The 21,645-nt window shown below is 54.3% G+C and carries 20 protein-coding genes and 2 pseudogenes; 5 read left to right on the forward strand and 17 right to left on the reverse strand.

Going from position 1 to position 21,645, the window contains the following annotated elements:
• Window positions 1–167 precede the first annotated feature (167 nt).
• The 6 genes from A1830_RS12935 to A1830_RS12960 form a co-directional block, all read right to left on the reverse strand.
• Window positions 168–473: a hypothetical protein gene (locus A1830_RS12935; RefSeq protein ID WP_067706483.1), complete on the reverse strand. Its 306-nt coding sequence runs from the start codon at window positions 471–473 to the stop codon at window positions 168–170.
• Window positions 474–496: 23 nt separating this feature from the next.
• On the reverse strand, window positions 497–1,762 hold the full coding sequence (locus tag A1830_RS12940) for a PTS sugar transporter subunit IIC (protein ID WP_067706486.1): 1,266 nt from the start codon (window positions 1,760–1,762) through the stop codon (window positions 497–499).
• A 56-nt stretch (window positions 1,763–1,818) separates the two neighbouring features.
• Complete coding sequence (locus A1830_RS12945; RefSeq protein WP_067706489.1) at window positions 1,819–2,118, reverse strand: PTS sugar transporter subunit IIB; 300 nt, start codon at window positions 2,116–2,118, stop codon at window positions 1,819–1,821.
• 100 nt (window positions 2,119–2,218) lie between these two features.
• Window positions 2,219–2,626 (reverse strand): PTS sugar transporter subunit IIA, encoded by a 408-nt coding sequence (locus tag A1830_RS12950; RefSeq protein ID WP_231877628.1) that lies wholly within the window; start codon window positions 2,624–2,626, stop codon window positions 2,219–2,221.
• 260 nt (window positions 2,627–2,886) lie between these two features.
• A complete protein-coding gene (locus A1830_RS12955) occupies window positions 2,887–3,471 on the reverse strand; it encodes a P-loop nucleotide/nucleoside kinase family protein (RefSeq protein WP_067706492.1) in 585 nt (194 codons plus the stop codon).
• Window positions 3,464–4,408: a tagatose-bisphosphate aldolase gene (locus A1830_RS12960; protein ID WP_067706495.1), complete on the reverse strand. Its 945-nt coding sequence runs from the start codon at window positions 4,406–4,408 to the stop codon at window positions 3,464–3,466. The genes A1830_RS12955 and A1830_RS12960 overlap by 8 nt, the downstream gene beginning before the upstream one ends.
• A gap of 259 nt (window positions 4,409–4,667) precedes the next feature.
• Here A1830_RS12960 and A1830_RS12965 point away from each other — a divergent pair, with 259 nt between their 5' ends.
• Window positions 4,668–5,567 carry a sugar-binding transcriptional regulator gene (locus tag A1830_RS12965; protein WP_067706911.1) on the forward strand — a complete coding sequence of 300 codons (900 nt, stop codon included), beginning with the start codon at window positions 4,668–4,670 and terminating at the stop codon, window positions 5,565–5,567.
• Between the two features lie 309 nt (window positions 5,568–5,876).
• Window positions 5,877–6,386, forward strand: coding sequence for a non-heme ferritin (gene ftnA, locus A1830_RS12970; RefSeq protein ID WP_067706498.1), 510 nt, complete (start codon window positions 5,877–5,879; stop codon window positions 6,384–6,386).
• Between the two features lie 93 nt (window positions 6,387–6,479).
• Here the strand turns inward: ftnA and A1830_RS12975 are convergent, their stop codons facing one another.
• Window positions 6,480–7,748, reverse strand: a complete 1,269-nt coding sequence (locus A1830_RS12975; RefSeq protein WP_067706501.1) for an acid phosphatase — start codon at window positions 7,746–7,748, stop codon at window positions 6,480–6,482.
• A gap of 170 nt (window positions 7,749–7,918) precedes the next feature.
• Window positions 7,919–9,142 carry an oxalate decarboxylase family bicupin gene (locus A1830_RS12980; RefSeq protein WP_067706504.1) on the reverse strand — a complete coding sequence of 408 codons (1,224 nt, stop codon included), beginning with the start codon at window positions 9,140–9,142 and terminating at the stop codon, window positions 7,919–7,921.
• Between the two features lie 771 nt (window positions 9,143–9,913).
• On the opposite strand from A1830_RS12980, the gene A1830_RS12985 reads away from it, so the two are divergent.
• Window positions 9,914–10,414 carry a lysozyme gene (locus A1830_RS12985; RefSeq protein WP_067706507.1) on the forward strand — a complete coding sequence of 167 codons (501 nt, stop codon included), beginning with the start codon at window positions 9,914–9,916 and terminating at the stop codon, window positions 10,412–10,414.
• 103 nt (window positions 10,415–10,517) lie between these two features.
• The gene (locus A1830_RS12990) at window positions 10,518–10,865 is read left to right on the forward strand and encodes a hypothetical protein (RefSeq protein ID WP_156484998.1); all 348 of its coding nucleotides are present in this window, start codon (window positions 10,518–10,520) and stop codon (window positions 10,863–10,865) included.
• Window positions 10,866–10,933: 68 nt separating this feature from the next.
• Here the strand turns inward: A1830_RS12990 and A1830_RS22660 are convergent.
• Window positions 10,934–11,014 (reverse strand): annotated as a pseudogene (locus A1830_RS22660) (IS6 family transposase); the annotation flags it as partial.
• Between the two features lie 328 nt (window positions 11,015–11,342).
• On the opposite strand from A1830_RS22660, the gene A1830_RS12995 reads away from it, so the two are divergent.
• Window positions 11,343–12,086 (forward strand): phosphate/phosphite/phosphonate ABC transporter substrate-binding protein, encoded by a 744-nt coding sequence (locus A1830_RS12995; RefSeq protein WP_067706513.1) that lies wholly within the window; start codon window positions 11,343–11,345, stop codon window positions 12,084–12,086.
• A 340-nt stretch (window positions 12,087–12,426) separates the two neighbouring features.
• Here A1830_RS12995 and accA read toward each other — a convergent pair whose 3' ends face one another.
• The 8 genes and pseudogenes from accA to skp all read right to left on the reverse strand — a co-directional run bounded on the left by accA (window position 12,427) and on the right by skp (window position 21,558).
• Entirely contained in the window at window positions 12,427–13,386 is a 960-nt protein-coding gene (gene accA, locus A1830_RS13000; RefSeq protein ID WP_067706516.1) for an acetyl-CoA carboxylase carboxyl transferase subunit alpha, read from the reverse strand.
• Window positions 13,387–13,398: 12 nt separating this feature from the next.
• Window positions 13,399–16,784, reverse strand: a pseudogene (dnaE, locus tag A1830_RS13005) (DNA polymerase III subunit alpha).
• A gap of 32 nt (window positions 16,785–16,816) precedes the next feature.
• Window positions 16,817–17,440 carry a ribonuclease HII gene (rnhB, locus tag A1830_RS13010; protein WP_067706519.1) on the reverse strand — a complete coding sequence of 208 codons (624 nt, stop codon included), beginning with the start codon at window positions 17,438–17,440 and terminating at the stop codon, window positions 16,817–16,819.
• Window positions 17,437–18,579 carry a lipid-A-disaccharide synthase gene (gene lpxB, locus A1830_RS13015; RefSeq protein WP_067706522.1) on the reverse strand — a complete coding sequence of 381 codons (1,143 nt, stop codon included), beginning with the start codon at window positions 18,577–18,579 and terminating at the stop codon, window positions 17,437–17,439. The genes rnhB and lpxB overlap by 4 nt, the downstream gene beginning before the upstream one ends.
• Before the next feature lie 3 nt (window positions 18,580–18,582).
• Complete coding sequence (lpxA, locus tag A1830_RS13020) at window positions 18,583–19,371, reverse strand: acyl-ACP--UDP-N-acetylglucosamine O-acyltransferase (RefSeq protein ID WP_067706525.1); 789 nt, start codon at window positions 19,369–19,371, stop codon at window positions 18,583–18,585.
• A 3-nt stretch (window positions 19,372–19,374) separates the two neighbouring features.
• A complete protein-coding gene (gene fabZ / locus A1830_RS13025; protein ID WP_067706528.1) occupies window positions 19,375–19,830 on the reverse strand; it encodes a 3-hydroxyacyl-ACP dehydratase FabZ in 456 nt (151 codons plus the stop codon).
• A gap of 204 nt (window positions 19,831–20,034) precedes the next feature.
• A complete protein-coding gene (gene lpxD, locus A1830_RS13030) occupies window positions 20,035–21,057 on the reverse strand; it encodes a UDP-3-O-(3-hydroxymyristoyl)glucosamine N-acyltransferase (protein WP_067706532.1) in 1,023 nt (340 codons plus the stop codon).
• A gap of 3 nt (window positions 21,058–21,060) precedes the next feature.
• Window positions 21,061–21,558 (reverse strand): molecular chaperone Skp, encoded by a 498-nt coding sequence (gene skp / locus A1830_RS13035; protein WP_067706535.1) that lies wholly within the window; start codon window positions 21,556–21,558, stop codon window positions 21,061–21,063.
• Between the last annotated feature and the right edge of the window lie 87 nt (window positions 21,559–21,645).

The following is a 21,645-nucleotide window of genomic DNA, read 5'->3' on the forward strand; positions in this document are numbered from 1 at the left end:
TATTGCTGGCTGATCCTCAGCATTCCTTCCCGCCTAAAAAATATTTCTAATGGCCAGAGAACGACTAACACGTATAAAAACAACGGGTAATAGAGGGTAATATTCTGCTGAGATTTAAAATTAGAGGAAAAAAAACCGGGCAGCCAGGCTCCCGGCATCATTAAACTTCAGAATCCGTAACGAATAGCATCCTTACTCTGCTGCATGAGCGCATCGATTTTAACCGAGTAATGCTCGACGCCGGCACCATCACCTGCCTGTGAGCAGGCGCGCCGCTTCGCATTATAGGCCTTCATCAGCTGGGCCTGCGCAAAGCCGGGCTTACCGTAGCACTCGACGCTTTTCTCCCAGCACAGAATGGCTGCCTCAGTATCCTGACGGTCTGCGTAGCGCTTACCCAGCGCATTCAGCGCTTCTGCACGGGCTTTAACAGACAGGTCACGCTGCAAAATCTCGTTTATTTCTGCGTTCATCTTGCCTCCATTGAAGGTTGCCATCAGTGGAAAAAGTTAAGAATATGGCCAAATATCAGGCCGATACCAATAACATCGGAATCGCTAAAGGTCACGTTTTCCATGCCGAACTGACCTAAAAGGGGGAGCAGCAGCGCAGGCAGGAGCGTAATAAATAGCCCGTGGAAAACACCGCCAATAACCGCTCCCCGTCGTCCTCCCACGGCGTTAGCAAACACGCCTGCCGTACCGCCCGCAAAGAAGTTGGTCAGCATGCCGGGAAGGATCATCGCCAGACCTACCCACGGAAAGAGGAACATGCCGATGACTGACCCCAGGGTAGTGGAGATAAAGCCGATGATGACGGCGTTCGGCGCATAGGGGAAGAGTACCGGACAGTCCAGCGCCGGCACGGCATTAGGCACAATGCGCAGTGCAATGCCGCGAAAGGCCGGGACAATTTCCGCCAGCAACAGGCGCACCCCGGCAAGCAGCACATAGACCCCGACCACAAACTGGATGGCCTGTAGAAAGGCATATACCAGGTAGTTTACGCCGTTCGACGAGAGGCCAACGACCTCTGGTCCGGCTGCAATTGCGGGTACCAGATAGATGGGGATCATCACTACCATCATTGACAGATAGGTGTCCTGTAAAAAGGAGAGCGCCTGCGGCAAGGCCAGATCCTCGGTGCTCTTTTCAGGGTTACCGACGACCTTTGCGACCCCCGCCTGAACGATGTAGCCAAGCGTACAGAAGTGCCCGAGCGCGAAGTCATCCCCCCCGGTAATTTTACGTACGATGGGTTGGGCAAGCGCAGGCATAAATACGGCCATCAGCCCGGCGAGCACACCGCCCAATACAATAAGTTCCACTCCGCGCAGTCCGCCCATATAGCCAATGACAGAACAGACGGTTGCCATCCACAGGGAAGCCTGCCCGGTTAGAAAGATATATTTAAAACGGCTGAAGCGCGCAATGGCGATATTAACCACAAAGGCAATCACCATAATAAGTGCCGTCTCACGCCCCAGGGTTTGCTGTGCAATACCGGCAATCGACCCAACATCGGTGACCACACCCCGCATGTTGAAACCTTTCTGGAATATCTCCCCCAAAAAGGTTAACGTCGCGACGATAATATTCGCGCCCGACAGTAGCACCAGGAACCCCAGCAGCGTTTTGAGCGTGCCGGTAATAACCTGACCAGGACTTTTTTTCAGTGAGATAAGACCAATCATGGCGATAAGTGCGATTAATATTGATGCCTGACCCAGCACATCATGAACAATAAAGGTAAGGAAAGACATAAATAAATCCCCTGTTTACTTTCACGGCATACGGAAATTATTTTTTTAAAAAACCATTAGCTAAGAAAGCCCTTCTCTTTTAACACCGGCTCTAGCTTTAATTTTATCTCATTTTTATCCACCAGCCGCTTGAGATAAATAATTGTCGCACTGATGGTGTAATGCTGAAACTGAGTGCGGAAATTTTCGCCGGTCATAATAATATCGGCCCTTGAGGATGAGGCGCTTGAAATATCACAGTGCGACAGGTCCGCATCCACACCGAGATCTTTAAGCGCGGCCTCAATACTCATTTCACAGGCAAAACTGCTGCCAAGTCCAGCCCCGCAGACTGCAAGAATAGATAACTTTTTCATTAGAAGTTCCTTGTAGTTTCGTCTTCAGTTTTTTTGCCGCTACCACCTAATGCGGATTCAATTATTATTTAAAGCTTACCTTTTATCTTTTAACGCCTGTTTAGAATTGACTAAGAATTTTCAGCACATCCTTTTTGCTCACGGCATTTCTCATTTTTTCTACGGTTTCCTCCTCGCAAAAAAGCTGTGACAGACTGGCTATCATCTCGATATGGGAATGACTGTCTTTCGCGGCCAGCGCAAAAATGACATAAACCGGATCGTTATCAGGACTATTAAAACTCACGCCTTCAGAAACGATTGCCAGTGAAAGCGCGGTGTTAATCACGCCTTCCTCCGGTCGGGCATGGGGCATGGCAATGCCCTCGCCCAGCACGTAGTAAGGCCCTATCTCCCGGTGCATCTCATAAATGGCGTTGAGGTAGCGGGGTTCCACTTCCCCCCTGGCAATCATCGGCTCTACGGCCAGCGCGACGGCCTGCTGCCAGTCGTCAACCCGCGTGAACATATTCAAATTGCTTTCATTAATCCAGTCAGTCAGCATCTTTTTTATACTCATATAATTAAGGAGTTATTTAATATACGGATCTGAAAAAATTAAAACCGTGATCCACTTACGCATTTACTCCTTGTAAATAAAACGGTATCGAATAGAGAATTACAAATTAAAAACACGACATCATGCTGGCAATTAAATGAAAACCAGGCGAATACATAAAGCAATTATGCTCAGAGGGGTTAATAGCCCTGATAAATAAAAATAATTAATTAATAACTTTTATTTAAGGCCTCCTTTGTCCAGCTAATGACATCATTGATGTCGATATCACCCATTTGATCCAGATTAAAAACGGGGCCTATTTTCATGGGGCCTGCCCATTCGGCCAGTGCGATAAGCTCGGGAATATATTCCGCGCCAGGATGACCGGGCAGCCGTTGGGCCAGACGCGAGGTATAACGCTGTGCGGCCAGCTCACCGGGGATCTGACACCAGATTTCTGCCAGCGCCGTTACCCCGGCTTCCTGCAAAAATTCCCGCAGGCGCTGTTCTGGCTGAAACCCAAACCAGGCATCGACAATAAAGGTGCAGCCCGGCGGCGCTGACGCCACGATATGCCAAATCGCCTGATAGCTGGCAAGACCCAGACGACGGTTAAGCAGACGATCGACGTTTTCCAGCTGCTGCATAAACGGTTCTTTAATACCGTCCACGGAAAGAACCGGCCAGCCGGTGGCGTCGGCAAGTGCACGGGCGATGCTGCTTTTACCCGAGGCGGGAATACCGTTAACCATGACCACATGCTTACTGTGCAGGCTGCCGTCGTGGGCGTTCGCCAACTGCCGTTCAGACATGATTCACTGGCTCCTTTGTATTATCAGGAATGTGATCGCTCTCAGGGAAATACTGCCCAATCACCGCCTGGATTTCTTTCAGCCTGGGCACGGCTACGGTTTGCAGCTTATTTCGGGTTTCACTGCTGTCCAGCGAAATACAGTCTTTCCACAAGGCTCTGCCAGCGATTACGCCGGAAGCGCCATTGCTCATAGCATCGGCTACCTGCCCCAGAAAGGTACTGTGATCCACGCCGGCTGAGAGTACGGCCCAGGGCACGTCTCCGGCAAGACGGGTTATCGCAGCACAGGCCTGCGCCGATCCAGGGTAGGGGATTTTCAGCACTTTTGCGCCACATTCCAGCGAAATTTTCGTGCCTTCATAGATCAAAGAGGGAATACGACTCTTATACTCAGCCTCGCTTTCACCTTCAAGCGGATAAGTGAGGAACTCAACGACCAGCAGCAGATCTTCACGACTAAAATCTTCAATGCACTGGCGCAGGAGGGCAATATTGTGCTCGTTCGCGTCCGGACAATCGGCGCGTAGCCACACCATAATTTTTCCGCCATTGCCTCCCAGTTCACGTACCCTTCGTGCCGTTATCCCCTCCACCAGCCGGGAGTTCCGGTAGCCTGCGGCGGTCGTATCCCAGCCCGAGGCGTCAAGGCCGATCAGTAACGCAGTATCGCGAGCAATAATCCCCTGATCCACCAGGTCGGGGACGGCACAGACCGGATCGACCAGTACGCACGACGCCTGACTGGCCAGACACTGCGTAATGTCGGCTTTGATACGCCCGAGCTGTCGTTCGGAAATGGCTTTCTGCTGGTCGGGGTCGGTGGTAAGCAGGCTGCGCATGGCGCCTCGCTGATCGCAGGCGATCACCAGCATGGCACCATTGCTGCCGCAGATTTGTTGATACCCTCTTAATTCTGACGTGGACATGTGGGACATTAAAAACTCCTTAGATGGTTTGGGTTTTACTACATGTTTACTGCCTCTTTAATCGTTTTGACGCTGCAACAATCCTGAGGGGCTTATGCTGACGTGTGGCGTCCCATCAGGGTTTAGCCCGTTCAGCGCATTGCAATTTCACAGGGGTTGCGCAATAATTCTCCAATCGATGATCGGAGTGTAATACATTGCAGAAAGGAATTACAAGCTGAAAGAACCTCTTTTACAAGACGCCGCGACCACGCGAGCGATGATGCATATGGTGGCCAAACTGCACTATCAGTCCGATATGGCACAGGTCGATATTGCTAAGAAGCTGGGGGTGTCTACCGCCACCATTTCGCGCCTGCTGACGAAGGCAAAAGCAGCGGGGATCGTCAGGATTGAGGTTATCGAGTTGACCTCATCTGAGGATTTAACTGCCAGGCTGATTCAGGAGCTGGGCCTGAAGCGCGCCGCCGTGGTGGATGCGCCGCCCGCTAACGTACTGGGTTCGCTGAGTACGCCGCTGGCCGGTTTGCTGACGCAGGCCGGTGTGGTTGCCGGTTCGGTGGTCGGCATTGGCTGGGGACGTGCCGTGCGCGAGGTGACGCTGGCCGGACTGCCTCGCCTTCCCGGCGTGCTGACGGTTGCGCTGAACGGCGGGATGCAGCAGGCGGAAGCCCATTTTCAAATTAATGAATTTGTTCGCCAGGCGGCAGGACAGATGGGTGGGACGCCGCATTTTCTGCATGCGCCCTATATCTCTTCATCCTCCCTTCGTGACGCGTTTCTGCGCGACCCCGGCGTCCAGCAAATTACATCGCTGTGGGACAGGCTCGACGTCGCCATTGTCGGCGTAGGCCTTACCCACGCCCACCATCCGGCGGAAAGCTCCACGGCGACGCCGGACGAACAGGCGCTCAGTCAGGCGGCCGGGGATGTCCTGCGCCACTATGTGACTGAAAGCGGAGACATACTGCACTGGGAGGGGGAAACGCGGATGATTGCGGCCTCACCGGAGCAGCTGCGCAACACGCCGTTGTCGATTGGCGTCGCGGCCACGCCGGAGAAGGCTGCCGGGATTATCGGTGCCGTTCGCGCTAAAATGATTAACGCGCTGGTGACCGATGTCACTACGGCTCAGGCGATTCTTGACCGCCTGATCGCAGCCTCCTGATCCTGCCTGCTGACGAAGGGGGAAATACACTTTCTCCCTTTAAAATAAGCCGTTGCCCCATTGCTGACATGGGTAACTGATATTATTTCCCCTCCAGGTTCGCAATAAGAATAATTATCAGACCCATTCACAAAATGGAATTATTCACAGCTGGGCGATAATAATTATCAGTTAACTATCATAAGGTTATCAATACTCCTAAAAAGGGTAAAAAATAAAACTAACGGTTTTTATTTCGGCAACACCCGTGCATAATGCGCTCAATTCACCTGTTACCGATTCACCCCTTCTTTTGCTAATGGAGCCACCATGCTGACTGCCGATATGACTGCAAAACTGAACGATCAGTTAAACCTTGAATTCTATTCTGCCAACCTCTATTTACAGATGAGCGCCTGGTCAGCCGATAAAGGATTTGAAGGCGCAGCCGCATTCCTGCGCGACCATTCAGTGGAAGAGATGCAGCATATGCAGCGCCTGTTCAACTATCTGAGCGATACCGGTGCCATGCCTGTGCTGGGCACTATCGTTGCCCCGCCGGTCACCTTCAACTCCCTGAATGATGTGCTGCAACAGGCTTACGAGCATGAGCAGCTGATCACCTCAAAAATTAACGAGCTGGTCCATGCCGCTATGACCACGCAGGACTACTCCACCTTCAACTTCCTGCAGTGGTATGTCTCCGAGCAGCACGAAGAAGAGAAGCTGTTTAAATCCGTTCTGGACAAGCTGGCGCTGGTGAGCGACAGCGGCGAAGGTCTGTTCTTTGTCGATAAAGATCTGATGAAAATGAGCAGCAGCAACGCGCCCCAGGCCTGATTTTTGCGGCGCGCCGTTGCGCGCGGCCGGTTAGCGGTATCGGTAACGGTAAAACCCACCTTGCGTGGGTTTTTGTTTTCAGAAAGCCGGGTATTACTGCGCCGCACTGACGGCATCGGGCAGGTTAAGCCGCTGCCAGAAGTTCTGTTCCGGCGTGGTTCCCGATAGCGGGTAGCCGCCAGCCAGCGCCGTTGAAACCATCAGCTGACGACGCTGAGCCGCGCTCAGGTGTGGCAGAGGCCCTTCCAGCAGCACTTCTGCACCCGCCGGCACCACAACGGGCGATGGCTTCACCCGCTCGCGTGGCAGGTTCCAGGTCATGCTGAAACGGTAAAACTGCCGCAGCGAGGGCTGAGTATAAGGGTCGGCGGCCCCGGCCGGCTTTGCACAGATCGCAAGCGTGGTACCACACTCTTTTTCCAGCGCACTCCGCAGCTGCTGCTTTGCCTGCACGAAAAGCGCCTGATACGTCGCGTCGTTAAGATAATGCGCCACGTTGCGCTGGGCCACCATGCGTGAGCCAATCAGATCGATGGGATAATGTACGCCCAGCACCATTCGGGAATAGCTGTAGCGGGCCGCGCGATCCATCAGCGGCACAAAACGCTCCGGCAGCATCTCCCCCAACAGCAGGGCATCGGTATAGGCGGTATTGGTATGCCCGCTGGGATAAGACCCCTCACTCGCGCTATAGGGCTTATTGTCTTTCACTATCACCGTATCCGGCACAAGGTGAATGGTATTTCCGGGGATCAGAAACGGACGCGGATTGCCAAACTCTTTTTTCGCCGCACTGGTGCTGACCTCGCTGGCTTTAATAAGCGCAGCCGCCTTATTCAGCTCACCTTTTTTATAGGCGGAAAGAAAGGCCTGCCCCAGCTTCGGTCCCAGCGCATCGGCCAGAAAGAACAGGTGATCCTGCCCTTCTGCATCCACCAGCGCCTGATGGCGCAAACTGGCAGTTGCGTTGAGGTTAACCTCTTCAACCGTTTGCAGGCTGGCGGCGAGGGTACTTTTCGGCAGGGCCGGGAACGCGCTCAGTAGCACAATGCCCGCCTGCTGATTCTCCTTTTTCGCAAAGTCATAACCGCTTTCCTTCAGCCACGTTTTATCCGCCAGCGTTTTGCCCTGCTTTACCTTTTCAAGCTGGTCACGCGTGAGCGTGCTGGCGTCACCTTTTAGCGCCCCAATCAGCGATTGCTGGATAGCCGACTCAAGGGCGACAAACTGCGTATTTTCACTGCCGGGGGTGGTCATATCGGCGATAGCACGCAGGTGGTCCAGGGTCAGGGTTGTCGTTTTGGCCTGGGTCAGCGGGCTGACCGCCAGGGCAACAGCCAGCAGTGAGTAACGAATGCGCATTGCAGTTCCTTTTTTTAAGATGAGGGATACCTTGCCGCAGGCCAGGCTACTGCTAAAAGATGACAGAGGGATGACACACTGGAGGCAGAAACGATACGCGCCCACAATCAGCAGACGCAATTCGCCCCGGCATTCAGGCAGACGCGCAGCGCGCCTGCCTGTGGGCAAGCCTATTCCACGACGGGCTTTTTGGTTTTATCCAGCGCCTGCATAAAGGTGTCGTCCAGATGCAGATGCTGTTTTACCAGTGCCGGTGGGGTTGAAGCAAGCCACTGGTTAAGAGAAATATCCGCGTAGTAGCTGCTTTTGAACAGTTCGAGAAAGCGCAGCGGTTTCGTGCCGGTGTTTTCGACATAGTGGCCCATGGCGAACGGTACGTACCCAACATCCCCCGCCCGGAAATCATAGGTGCGGGCCTGGCCGGACGACGCAAAAACGCCCATTCTTCCCTCCCCTTCAAGATAGTACTGCCACTCATCGGTATTCGGATGCCAGTGGAGTTCACGCATGGCACCGGGTTCCAGTTCAACCAGCGCCGCCGCGATGGTTTTCGATACGTTGAACACCGAGGAGTCGGTGATACGTACCGTGCCTCCCTTTAGCGTAATGGGCTGCTGCGCCATCATTCGGTGACTGAACGCGGTGCTGGAACGCGTTGCGCCAGCGATGGCATCTCCGCTGAGCGGGCCGGGTACCTGGGCGGCAAAAATGTATTCATCCGCAGGGGACGGCAGCTTGCTGAACGTTTCAACCGGGACACCGAAGTTCTTTGCCAGCACCTCGGGAGGGACATGCTTAAACCAGTCACTGAGCAGGAATGTGCTGTCTTCATCAAAGCCGCCATTGTCAAAGGCGAGCAGGAACTCACAGCCGTCCGGGCCCAGCCCCTGAATAGAATGGGGAACGCCGGGGGGGAAATACCACAGATCGCCCACGCCGACATCGTCCACAAACCAGTGACCCTCGGTGTCCAGAGCGGTAATACGCGCTTTGCCGTAGAGCATGTAGGCCCACTCGCCTTCCTTATGCCAGTGAAGTTCGCGGATGCCGCCGCTGTTCAGGCGCATATTCACCCCGGCGATGCTTTTAGATATCCCCAGTTCACGCTCGGTTATCTGTCGCGTCCAGCCGCCGGTCCCTTTGCGTACGTGCGAATCGCTAAAGGAGAAGCGCAGATTTGGCAGAGTGCCGCTGTCGGTCGCTGGCGGATTAACAATATCCGGATTTTCTGCCTGGCGGATGGGATCGTTGGGACCAGGATCGCTGCCGCCCATCTGGCCGGTCCAGGGTTGAGCGTTGACGGTGCCATCGTGAGCATGGACTTTGCCTGCGGCCAGCGCGACCGTGCCACCGGCGGCAAATGCGACAAAACTGCGACGGGTGATTGGATTCATTTTTAGCTTCCTTGTGTAGGGGCTTAAACAACGGTTGCGTTATGCCCGTAAACGCAACTAATAGAATTACCTATGCACCGAAGCGGCACCACCGCTGAGCCGACAGTAAACCTCCATGAAATGTAAGGGAAAGTCCATAAACAGCTTTCATCATAAACTTAACACCAATTAAACGAATTAAGCTAAATCACTTAACAATTAGCAGACTACCCTTATTAGTACCGCTTTTGCCGAGGCATCCACCAGACGCGATGAAAACCATTAATATCGCTAATTGATATCCGTACAGGTAGCGTAATATCCGGTTACACTCAGCGCGGCTGACGGCGACATTAAACGCCAAAAAGGGCCAGCTTATTTTCGGGTTAACGCCCGGGTATCAGTGGCCCACATCCGTTCACAGCCGCTAAGATCGCGCCTGAGAAGGGGTCTGAAGGCCAATGGAACGAAAACGTACGTTAGTGAAGTAAATATCTATTATATTTTGATTTATAAAACAAAAATCCCTTAACGTGTGAAACTGTTCCGCTNTGAAGGCCAATGGAACGAAAACGTACGTTAGTGAAGTAAATATCTATTATATTTTGATTTATAAAACAAAAATCCCTTAACGTGTGAAACTGTTCCGCTGAGCGTCAAACCTCTACGCCAGCATTAACAGCAGTATCCGACAGGAGGAGCAATGCGCCCTTCGGACATGGCGCATTAATTTTATTAGCCATTAATGGTACAATTTCGTTATGAAAATACCCCACGGAAATAAAAAGGCTAATGGCAGGCGTTAACGACTCACTGTCTTTCAGTACGGCAAGATATGGTCAGTTACGGATACGCGAAGGCGTGGTTTACCGCTATTACAACGATTTGGGGCCCCATTCAGGAAACTGTACCTGGGGGGTTGGTACGCTGGCTCATTTTGGCGTATGTACCGACGAAGAGCTGAAAAGGCCCGTGACTGCCAGCGATATAAACACGGCGCTGGCAAAGCATGAACATAAAGTCGAACGGTATATTCGCCGTAAAGTACACCACCATCGTCTGACCCAAGCCCAGTTTGACGGACTGGTTTCGTTCATTTACAACGTGTCCGATCCGTCGGCCGTGATGGAAGCGGCCGATCGTGGCGACATGAAAGCGGTACGCGATAAGATGCTACAGTACATTTATGTTTTTAAACATGACGCTAAAGGCCGCAAAGTAGGTAACCCCAAAATTTTAGCCCCGCTTTACAAAAGAAGATTTGAAGAAGCCGCTCCGTTCGGACAGGAATAATATGATTAAAAAATCATCAGTCGCTCTTCTGTTAACATTGTGTGTATCCACCACGGTATTTGCCGGCAGCGATAGAGAAACAGATGCCCGGCTGGATACCCTGATGGGAGCTGATTCGCACGGACAATACCATCAGTTTCTGAATCAGCTGCAGAAAGCGGTTAAAGAAAAGGATAAAAAAAGCGTTGCTGCGATGGTCGACTACCCCATTACTGTCACCGTCAGCCATAAAGCAACTGATATTGCTGACAGCCATGCATTTGTTAAGGCATACGACAGCGTGTTCACTGACAGGCTGGTTAACATCATTCTGCATCAGACGTATGCAGGCCTGTTCGTCAACAGTACGGGTGTGATGGTCGGCCCGCAGGGAGAGCTGTGGTTCAGCGGCCTGTGCACCGTCAAAGACTGCAGCAGGTTTGATATCAAAATCATGCAAATAAATAATTAACAGCGCGATATTATGATGGTACGTGTGGTTAACGATATGGCACTGTTGCAAAGATCTGGCGACGGTAAACTGATGCCATATTTGCAGTACCAGCGGACGGCCCACAGGATAATATGACGCTCAAAATGCCGACCTTTGAATGGGTTCATGTGCTGCTCCTTCAACTAAACAGNAATATGACGCTCAAAATGCCGACCTTTGAATGGGTTCATGTGCTGCTCCTTCAACTAAACAGTGGCATCAGTTTACCATCGCCAGATCTATGCAACAGTGCCGCCTTAAGTGAGTTTTCATTTCACATATCATCAAGCCTATTATCTTTGGGGGATTAAAAATAATTTACAATCAAACGCTTATTTTCTTAGCGTACATTTTCGTTCCATTGGCCCTCGAACCCCGAGAAGGCGGCTCTCCCTTCCTCTGCGCTATCCTTGGTTATGATCCTCTTTCGCCACGCACTGCGCGTAAGGAATAACAATGATAGCCTCACTGCCGATGTATCCCTTCCGTCCTGAGAAACTGGACGCTTTCTGGCAGCGCCTGAGGGCCGCCACGCCTGCTATCCCGCTACCGTGTGCCCTGAGCTGGCCTGATGAGCTGCTCCCCCACTGGCAGCGCAGCGATTTGCTGCTGAGTCAGACCTGCGGCTATCCCCTTATGACGGCACTGCCACAGGTACAGGTCATAGGTGCATTTCACTATGCTGCGCCGGGCTGCGAGGGCGCGAATTATCGTAGCTGGATAGTCGTGCGTAAGGAGGAAGCGGGACGTGAACTGCGGGATTTTCGCGGACGTATCCTGGCCTGTAACAGCCAGGAGTCGTACTCAGGCTGGCACGCTCTAATGAGGCTAACCGGAGGCTCAGCTTTTTTTAGCAGGGTACAGGCATCAGGGAGCCACCGCCGTTCTCTGGCTATGCTACGAAACCGGGAAGCAGATATTGCCGCAATCGACTGCGTGAGCTGGGCGCTGCTGAGTGAGGATTTCGCCGGTGAGCTAAGCGGGCTAAAGATCGTCGGTCAGACCGCCAGCGTACCTGGCCTGCCGCTGATTGCCTCCCCTGCCATACCGGCGGAAAGCGTGGCGGCGCTGCGCGTTGGGCTGGCCGAAGTGACCGGCGATCGCCGCAATCATGCTCTCGCTGACGGGCTGAAAATAAGAGGTTTTTCTGTCCTGCCCCGTGAGGCGTGGCGGGTGATACTGGATAAAAGCGCAGATTAAATCAGTTATTAGGTGAAAGGTAGCTAATAGCGCGGTAGCACAGGGAGAAGAGAGCAGTAGCAGGTGAAAGGCGGGCTTAAGCCAGGTCCCCGTCACCGAAATATCTCCGGTGCAGTACGCTGGTTCAAACCCGCCTTAACGACAGCCTGATTCTTTTTTAACACCCAGTATCGCCCGGCGTCCGTACCCGGTCAGACGTAGCCAGAAATTATCCTGACGCTGAGGGGTAACGATCCCGCCCTAAATCACGTTGCGCCCTGCTGATACCAATCCAGCCCAAAATCAGGCTGCCGGACAATCGATGCAGTCAGAGAAGCGCTGACCGCATCGGATCGCGGGATCAGGCGTAGCCGTAGCTCATCAGACGCTGGTAGCGGCGGTCCAGCAGCTCGTCTTTGCTCAGCTCATCAAGTTCTGCCAGATCTTCCAGCAGCTGAGCCTTAAGCGATTCACCGATAGCGAGCGGATTGCGGTGCGCCCCACCCAGCGGCTCAGGTATCACGCTGTCAATCAGCTTCAGCTCTTTCAGACGCGGGGCAATGATCCCCATCGCGTCGGCGGCCAGCGGCGCTTTATCTGCGCTTTTCCACAGAATCGAGGCGCAGCCTTCCGGCGAAATAACCGAGTAGGTGCTGTATTGCAGCATATTAACCTTGTCACCCACGCCAATCGCCAGGGCGCCGCCGGAGCCGCCTTCACCGATAACGGTGCAGATAACCGGCACGGTCAGGCCAGACATTTCACGCAGGTTGCGCGCAATGGCCTCACTCTGTCCGCGCTCTTCTGCGCCGACGCCCGGGTAAGCGCCCGGCGTGTCGATGAAGGTGATAATCGGCATATTAAAACGCTCGGCCATCTCCATCAGGCGCAGCGCTTTACGGTAACCCTCAGGGGCTGGCATACCGAAGTTACGCCGAATTTTCTCTTTCGTTTCACGCCCTTTCTGATGACCAATGATCATCACCGGACGCCCGTCGAGGCGGGCAATCCCCCCCACGATGGCTTTGTCATCCGCATAGGCGCGATCGCCTGCCAGTTCGTCAAAGTCAGTAAAGGCATTGCGAACATAGTCCAGCGTATAAGGACGTAAAGGGTGGCGAGCCAGCTGCGCAACCTGCCATGCCCCTAAATCGGAGAAGATTTTACGTGTCAGCTCGACGCTTTTTTCGCGCAGGCGCTGTATCTCTTCATCCAGATTGATATCCAGTTTTTCATCCTGACGGCCAACCGACTTGAGCGAATCAATTTTCGCTTCAAGCTCTGCGATTGGCTGTTCGAAATCCAGGTAATTAAGACTCATAATAATCCTGTTTTAGTCAAACTCCAGTTCCACCTGCTCCGACCCTATCAGCGATCGCAATTCATTTAATAAACGATCGCTGGGCGACACGCGCCACGCTGCGCCAAAGCGCAGCTTCGCCCGCGCATCCTCTCTTTGATAGTAGAGATGTACCGGAATGGTCCCCGAACGATGGGGTTCCAGGGATTGACGGAGACGGTTCAAAAGCTGGTCATCAATTTGCCTGTCCGTCAGCGAGATAGCAAGCCCGCGTGCATATTTTTCGCGGGCTTCATCAATGTCCATCACCTCGCGGGCGGTCATTTTAAGCCCCCCGCTAAAGTCATCAAAGCTGACCTGTCCGCTGACGATCAGAATACGGTCTTTTTCCAGCAAGTGCTGAAACCTTTCGAGTGCATCTGTAAACAACATCACTTCCAGCCGACCGGAACGATCGTCCAGCGTACAGATGCCTATCCGGTTACCGCGCTTTGTTACCATCACGCGGGCCGCCACCACCAGACCGACGGCCATGGTCATTTTGCCACGGTCGGTCGGATGCATGTCTTTCAGGCGCATTCCGCCTACGTAACGCTCAATCTCTTTCAGATACTGATTGATCGGGTGCCCGGTTAAGTAAAGCCCAAGCGTCTCGCNGCCTGACCAATCGCTTCTGCCTTCGCATGCTGATCCGCAGCCTTTAGCGCATCGCCCAGCGCGCTCATCAGCGCGGCACGGTGCGGACCGAGCCGGTCAAACGCGCCCGACATAATCAACTTTTCCAGCACCCGGCGATTCAGCTTTTTCGTGTCGGTGCGAGCGCAGAGGTCAAACAGCTCACGGAAATAGCCGTCTTTGTTACGCGCTTCAATAATTGCTTCAATGGGGCCTTCGCCGACGCCTTTGATCGCGCCAATGCCATAAACGATCTCGCCGTCATCGTTGACGTGAAACTGATACAGGCCGGAGTTGATATCCGGCGGCAGCACCTTGAGACCCATGCGCCAGCACTCATCCACCAGCCCGACGACTTTCTCGGTGTTGTCCATATCGGCGGTCATTACCGCCGCCATAAACTCGGCCGGATAGTGGGCTTTTAGCCACAGCGTCTGATAGGAGACCAGCGCATAGGCGGCGGAGTGCGATTTGTTAAAGCCGTAACCCGCGAACTTTTCCACCAGGTCGAAGATTTTGATCGCCAGCTCGCCGTCGATACCGCGCGCTTTCGCGCCGTCTTCAAAGCCGCCGCGCTGTTTAGCCATCTCCTCCGGGTTCTTTTTACCCATCGCACGGCGCAGCATATCCGCGCCGCCCAGGCTGTAGCCTGCCAGCACCTGGGCTATCTGCATCACCTGTTCCTGATAGAGGATGATGCCATAGGTCGGCTCCAGCACGGGCTTGAGCGATTCATGCTGCCACTGGATGTCAGGATAAGAGATAGCCTCACGCCCGTGCTTACGGTCAATAAAGTTATCTACCATGCCTGACTGGAGTGGGCCGGGACGGAAAAGGGCCACCAGCGCGATCATATCCTCAAAGCAGTCCGGCTTAAGGCGCTTAATCAGGTCTTTCATGCCGCGAGATTCAAGCTGGAAAACCGCCGTGGTTTCCGAGCGCTGCAGCATATCGAAACTTTTCTTATCTTCAAGCGGAATAGCCGCAATATCTATCGGCGGCTCACCCTGCTTCTTACGCCGGGCATTAATCATCTCCAGCGCCCAGTCGATAATGGTCAGCGTGCGCAGTCCCAGGAAGTCGAACTTCACCAGACCCGCGTACTCAACGTCATTTTTGTCGAACTGGGTAACCGGATGGTTGCCGTTCTCATCGCAGTAGAGCGGCGCAAAATCGGTAATTTGCGTCGGCGCAATCACCACGCCACCGGCGTGCTTACCGGCGTTTCGCGTCACCCCTTCCAGCTTGCGCGCCATATCGATCAGCGCTTTGACCTCTTCATCCGCCTCGTAGATTTCCGGCAGCTGAGGTTCGGCGGCAAAGGCTTTTTCCAGCGTCATGCCCGGATCGGGCGGCACCAGCTTGGAAATACGATCCACGAAGCCGTAGGGGTGGCCCAGCACGCGCCCCACATCACGAATAACCGCTTTCGCGGCCATCGTACCGAAGGTGATAATCTGCGATACCGCCTTGCGCCCGTACATTTCGGCGACGTGCTCAATCACCAGGTCGCGCTTTTCCATGCAGAAATCGACGTCAAAGTCGGGCATCGACACGCGTTCGGGATTAAGGAAGCGCTCGAACAGCAGGTCAAACTCAAGCGGATCGAGATCGGTGATTTTCAGCGCGTAGGCAACCAGCGAGCCTGCACCGGAGCCACGCCCCGGCCCCACCGGCACGTCATTGTCTTTTGACCACTGGATAAACTCCATTACGATCAAAAAGTAGCCGGGGAAACCCATCTGGTTAATAACGTTCAGCTCGATCTCAAGGCGCTCGTCGTAGTCAGGGCGCTTCTCTGCGCGAACCTCAGGATCGGGGAACAGGAAAGTCAGTCGCTCTTCCAGGCCCTCACGGGACTTCATCACCAGGAAGTCTTCGGTGGTCATCTCCCCCGTCGGAAACTGCGGCAGGAAATATTCACCCAGGCGGATGGTGACGTTACAGCGCTTAGCAATTTCCACGCTGTTTTCCAGCGCTTCAGGAATGTCCGAGAACAGCTCGCACATCTCCTCGCTGGTGCGTAAGTATTGCTGAGGGCTGTAGTTTCGCGGGCGCTTGGGGTCGTCCAGGGTAAAGCCATCATGGATGGCGACGCGGATTTCGTGCGCGTCGAAGTCCTCTGCCTCGAGGAAACAGACTTCATTGGTGGCGACAACGGGAATGCCCTGGGCAATCGCCAGCTCAACGGCCGCGTGGAGATAGCTCTCCTCGTCCGGCCGGCCGGTGCGGATCAGCTCCAGGTAATAGCTGTCCGGGAAATGCTGCTGGTAAAACGCCAGACAGTCGGCGGCCTGCACATGGTTACCGCGCAGCAGCATTTTGCCTACGTCGCCGCGACGCCCGCCGGAAAGAAGAAGTAATCCTTCACCCAGCTCGATCAGCCAGTCCCGGTCGATGACCGGACCGGCAGCACCATAGCCGCGCTGGTAGGCACGGGAGATAAGCAGGGTGAGGTTTTGGTAGCCGGTATTGTTGGCGGCCAGGACGGTGAGGTGTGACAGTTCGTCGCCCATCGCCTCGCTGGCGACGTTGAAGTCGGCGCCGATGATCGGCTTAACGCCCTGCCCGTGTGCCGTGCCGTAGAACTTCACCAGGCCACATAGATTGGTGAAATCGGTGATACCCAGCGCGGGCATGCCGAGTGACGCCGCCTTTTTCACTAACGGGGCCGTTTTGACTATGCCATCGATCATGGAGTAGTCGCTGTGAACGCGTAAATGAATAAAACGAGGTTCGGCCATAGTTGATCCCATCAAAAGCTAAGGAGTAGAAATTAACGCACGCGTCCGGCAGATGCCGCCACGTCGGCGTCCAGCAGCACATTTCTCACCGGGGCAAAACTGCGGCGGTGATGGGGCGTGGCACCGTTTTGGCGTAGTTTCTCAAGATGCAGCGCCGTTGGGTAGCCCTTATGCTGCGCAAATCCGTACTCGGGAAATTGCAGATGCAGCTCGGCCATTTCGCGGTCGCGCGTTACCTTAGCGACTATCGAGGCGGCGCTAATCTCCTGCACCAGGCTGTCACCTTTCACGACGGCCAGTGAGGGCATCGCCAGCGCCGGACAGCGGTTGCCGTCAATCAGCACATAATCAGGCGTGATATGCAGCCCGGCCACCGCGCGCTGCATCGCCAGCATCGTGGCGTGCAAAATATTGAGCTCGTCGATCTCCTGCGGCTCTGCCCGTCCCAGGCTCCAGCTCAGCGCTTTCTCACAGATTTCATCAAAGAGCGCCAGACGGCGCTTTTCTGATAATTTTTTTGAGTCAGCCAGTCCGATAATGGGCCGCGCCGGATCGAGGATTACGGCGGCGGTGACCACCGCGCCCACCAGCGGCCCGCGCCCCACTTCGTCCACGCCGGCAATACAGGTCGCCAGCGGGTAGATAAAATCACTCATGGGCACAGCTCCAGTACGGCCGAGGCAGCCTGTTCGTCGGCATTCCAGCGGATTTGCTGGTGCAGATCCGCAAAGGTTGCCAGCAGCTGCTGACGGGTTTCACCTTCCGCCAGCAGCGGTGCCAGCGCCGCCGCCAGAAGCTCGGGCTGACACTCTTCCTGCAACAGCTCTTTGACCAGCTCGCGTCCTGCCAGCAGATTCGGCAGCGAAACGTAGTCGGTTTTCACCAGGCGCTTCGCCAGCCAGAAAGTGAACGGCTTCATACGATAGCCCACCACCATCGGGCATTTTGCCAGCATACACTCCAGCGCGGCGGTGCCAGAAGCCAGCAGTGCCGCATCGCTGGCGATCATTGCCTGCCGCCCCTGCCCGTCCAGCAGAAGCATCGGCAGGTCGGGCGCAACCTCGGCCTTAATTTTTTCAAACTGCTCGCGACGCCGCGGATTCACCAGCGGCACCACGATTTCAAGATCGGGCCATTTGTTTCGCAGTATCACTGCCGTTCGCAGGAAGTCGGCGCTCAGCATCTCAACTTCTGCATTGCGGCTGCCGGGCAGCAGGGCCAGACAGCGAGCCCCTTCGGCGATACCCAGCGCTCGTCGCGCCGCGAGCTTATCGGGCTGAAGCGGCATGGCATCAGCCATAGTATGACCAATAAACCGGCAGGGTACATTGAAACGGTCGTAAAACGCTTTTTCAAACGGCAGGAAGGCCAGCACCATATCGGTTGAGCGGCCAATTTTGAAAACGCGCTTTTGCCGCCAGGCCCAGACGGAAGGGCTGACGTAATGAATGGTGCGGATCCCGCGCGCTTTGAGTCGCCCCTCAAGGGTGATATTAAAGTCAGGTGCATCAATACCGACAAAGACGTCCGGCTTTAGCTCGCTAAAACGCCGGGTAAGGTCGCGGCGAATTTTCAGCAGACGCGGCAGACGTTCCACCACCTCGACGATGCCCATCACCGACAGCTCTTCCATTTCGTACCAGGCTTCGCACCCTTCGGCCTGCATCAGCGGCCCGGCCACCCCGACAAAACGGGTATCCGGGTGCGTCTGTTTTAGTGCGCGGATTAAACCAGCACCAAGAATATCGCCGGAAGTTTCTCCGGCGACAAGGGCAATCGTTAATGGCTGGGGCATGAGTTAACGAATCAGACCTCGCGTCGAGCGGGCAAAGAAGTCGTAAAACGGCTGGACTTCAGGATGCTCACGCGCGATGTCGGCAATCTCAGGCTTCGCCTCATCCAGCGTTTTACCGCTGCGATAAAGAATTTTGTAGGCATTACGAATCGCGTGCAGCCCTTCTTTACTGAAGCCACGGCGTTGTAGCCCCACCAGGTTGATACCAAACGGCGTGGCGTGGTTGCCCTGGGCAATCACAAACGGCGGTACGTCCTGCGCAACGCCGGAGCAGCCGCCCACCATCGCGTGGGCACCGATAATGCAGAACTGATGAACCGCAGTCATCCCACCGATAATGGCAAAGTCATCCACCGTAACATGGCCGCCAAGGGTCGCGTTATTCGCTAAAATACAGCGATCGCCAATCACGCAGTCGTGAGCAATGTGAGCATTGACCATCAGCAGGTTGTCACTGCCGACACGCGTCACGCCGTCAGCCTGTGTTGTACCGCGATGGATTGTCACGCTCTCACGAATGCTGTTGCGATCGCCCACCTCAACGCGAGTAGGCTCACCGGCATACTTCAGGTCCTGGTTAGCTTCACCGACGGTGGCGAACTGATAGAGGGTATTGTCTTTGCCAATACGGGTGTGTCCATTGACCACCACATGCGACTTAAGAACGGTACCTTCTCCAATCTCCACGTTAGCCCCAATAAAGCAGAAGGGACCAATATTAACGCGGGCGCCGATGACGGCCCCCTCTTCAATAATCGAAGAGGGATGGATAACTGCGCTTTCATCAATCACGAATTACGCCTCCCGGCTGCGGGCACACATCATCGTTGCTTCGCAGACAATTTTGCCGTCAACGGTCGCCACGCCCTTAAAGCGGGTCAGACCACGACGTGTTTTCTCGAAGGTGACTTCCATGATCATCTGATCGCCTGGCACGACCGGACGCTTGAAGCGCGCCTCGTCAATACCGGCAAAATAGTACAGCTCGCCCGGTTCAAGCTTACCGACGCTTTTAAAAGCCAGAATACCGGTCGCCTGAGCCATGGCTTCTAAAATCAGCACGCCAGGGAAAATCGGTTTACCAGGGAAATGGCCCTGGAAAAACGGTTCGTTAACCGATACGTTCTTCACTGCGCGCAGGAACTTGTGCTCTTCAAAGTCAAGTACGCGATCGACCAGCAGAAACGGATAGCGGTGCGGCAGCAGTTCAATAATCTCTTCAATTTTCAGAGTATGAGTTTCAGTAGTCAAAATACTCTTCCTGTCCTAAAAAAAATTCTGATGGCATCAATAACACGGCCTGCAAAGATCCTCAGATCATACGCAGGCCGCGAATCAGTTTCCGTGCGCCAGGCTTTCCATGCTTAACATTTTTTTTTATATCTTTCTGATTTGACGCAGTAGCGCCGGACCAAATTGATAGTGAAAGCTGGACCTGAGCCGGCAATAAGCCGCTTAGTCTTTGTTGACCTTGCGTTCGATGGATTTCAGACGTTTGCTGATTTCATCAATATTCATCACCAGCGCTGCCGTTTTGCGCCAGGTTTTATTGGGTTGCAGTGGAATCCCGGAGGAGTATACCCCAGGTTGGGTGATTGGTCGCATGACCATTCCCATTCCGGTGACCGTAACTTTGTCACAAATTTCCATATGACCATTAATTACGCTTGCACCGCCGATCATGCAGTAACGGCCAATTTTCAGGCTGCCCGCCATGATTACGCCACCCGCAACAGCGGTATTGTCGCCAATCATAACGTTGTGCGCAATCTGGCACTGGTTATCAATGATAACACCATTCCCAATCTGAGTGTTATCCAACGCACCGCGATCGATAGTGGTGCAGGCACCAATCTCTACCCGGTCGCCGATAATGACGGTACCGAGCTGAGGGATTTTTACCCAGTTACCGCGATCGTTGGCATAACCGAAACCATCGGCACCGATAACCGTCCCCGACTGGATCAGACAGCGTTCACCAATCTGTACGTCGTGGTAGACCGATACATTGGCCCAGAGTCGTGAGCCGGCACCAATGCGGGTGTTTTTGCCGATAAAGCAGCCGGGGCCGATAACGGCACCCTCGCCCAGGACAACGCCAGATTCAATCACGGCATTCGCACCGACGGAGACGTTGTTGCCAAGCTGAGCGCTGGCATCAATGACCGCACTGGGCGCGATATCCTGAGCCGGCTGAGGCGTGGTGTCCAGGATCTGCGCCATGCGGGCATAGGTCAGATAGGGATCTTTCACCACCAGCGCCGCGCCGTTGAAAAAGTCCAGATCCGTTTCCGTCAGCACCACGGCGGATGCCTGGCAGGCTGCGAGCTGCTCGCGGTAACGGCTGTTAGAGAGGAAAGTGATTTGACCGGTTTGGGCGGATTGCATAGAAGCAATGCCGGAGATGACGAGATCGCCATCTCCGTGCAAATCTGCATCCAACTGCTGGGCTAAATCAGCCAGTCGAATTGAAGACATTGATTATTTAACCTGTTTCAGAACATCACCAGTGATGTCTTTGGATTTACCTGCGTAAGCAACAGCGTTTGCATCAATAACAACGTCGTAGCCTTCTTTATCGGCCACTTTCTGCACGGCATCCTGGATACGGCTCAGGATTTTATTACGTTCTTCAGCCTGACGACGGCGGTTGTCCTGCTCAAAAGCCTGAGCTTTAGTCGAGAAGGCTTCACGCTGTGCCATAACGTCTTTTTCCATGCGGCTGCGTTCGCTGGCCTTCATGGTAGAGCCGTCACGCTGGAGGCGCTGCATTTTAGTTTGCAGATCGCGTTCCATACCCTGTAGCTCGGTTGCACGGCCTTTAAACTCATTTTCAAGCTGCTTCGCAACTGTCGCACGCGCCGGTAACTGTTGGAAAATGCTGGAAACGTTCACCACTGCGATTTTATCAGCAGCCTGGGCGCCAGCGGAAACCGCCAGAGCGATAGAGAGGCCTGCGGCACACAACAACTTTTTCACTATAAACTCCTTACCATCAACGTTTGTGTCTTCGACACAGGTGTTGCGCGTTTAGGCAGCCCTGAGGGCTGCCGGTGAACAGCGCGC

Origin of the sequence: Erwinia sp. ErVv1 (assembly GCF_900068895.1) — a bacterium.
Lineage (GTDB): Bacteria > Pseudomonadota > Gammaproteobacteria > Enterobacterales > Enterobacteriaceae > Erwinia.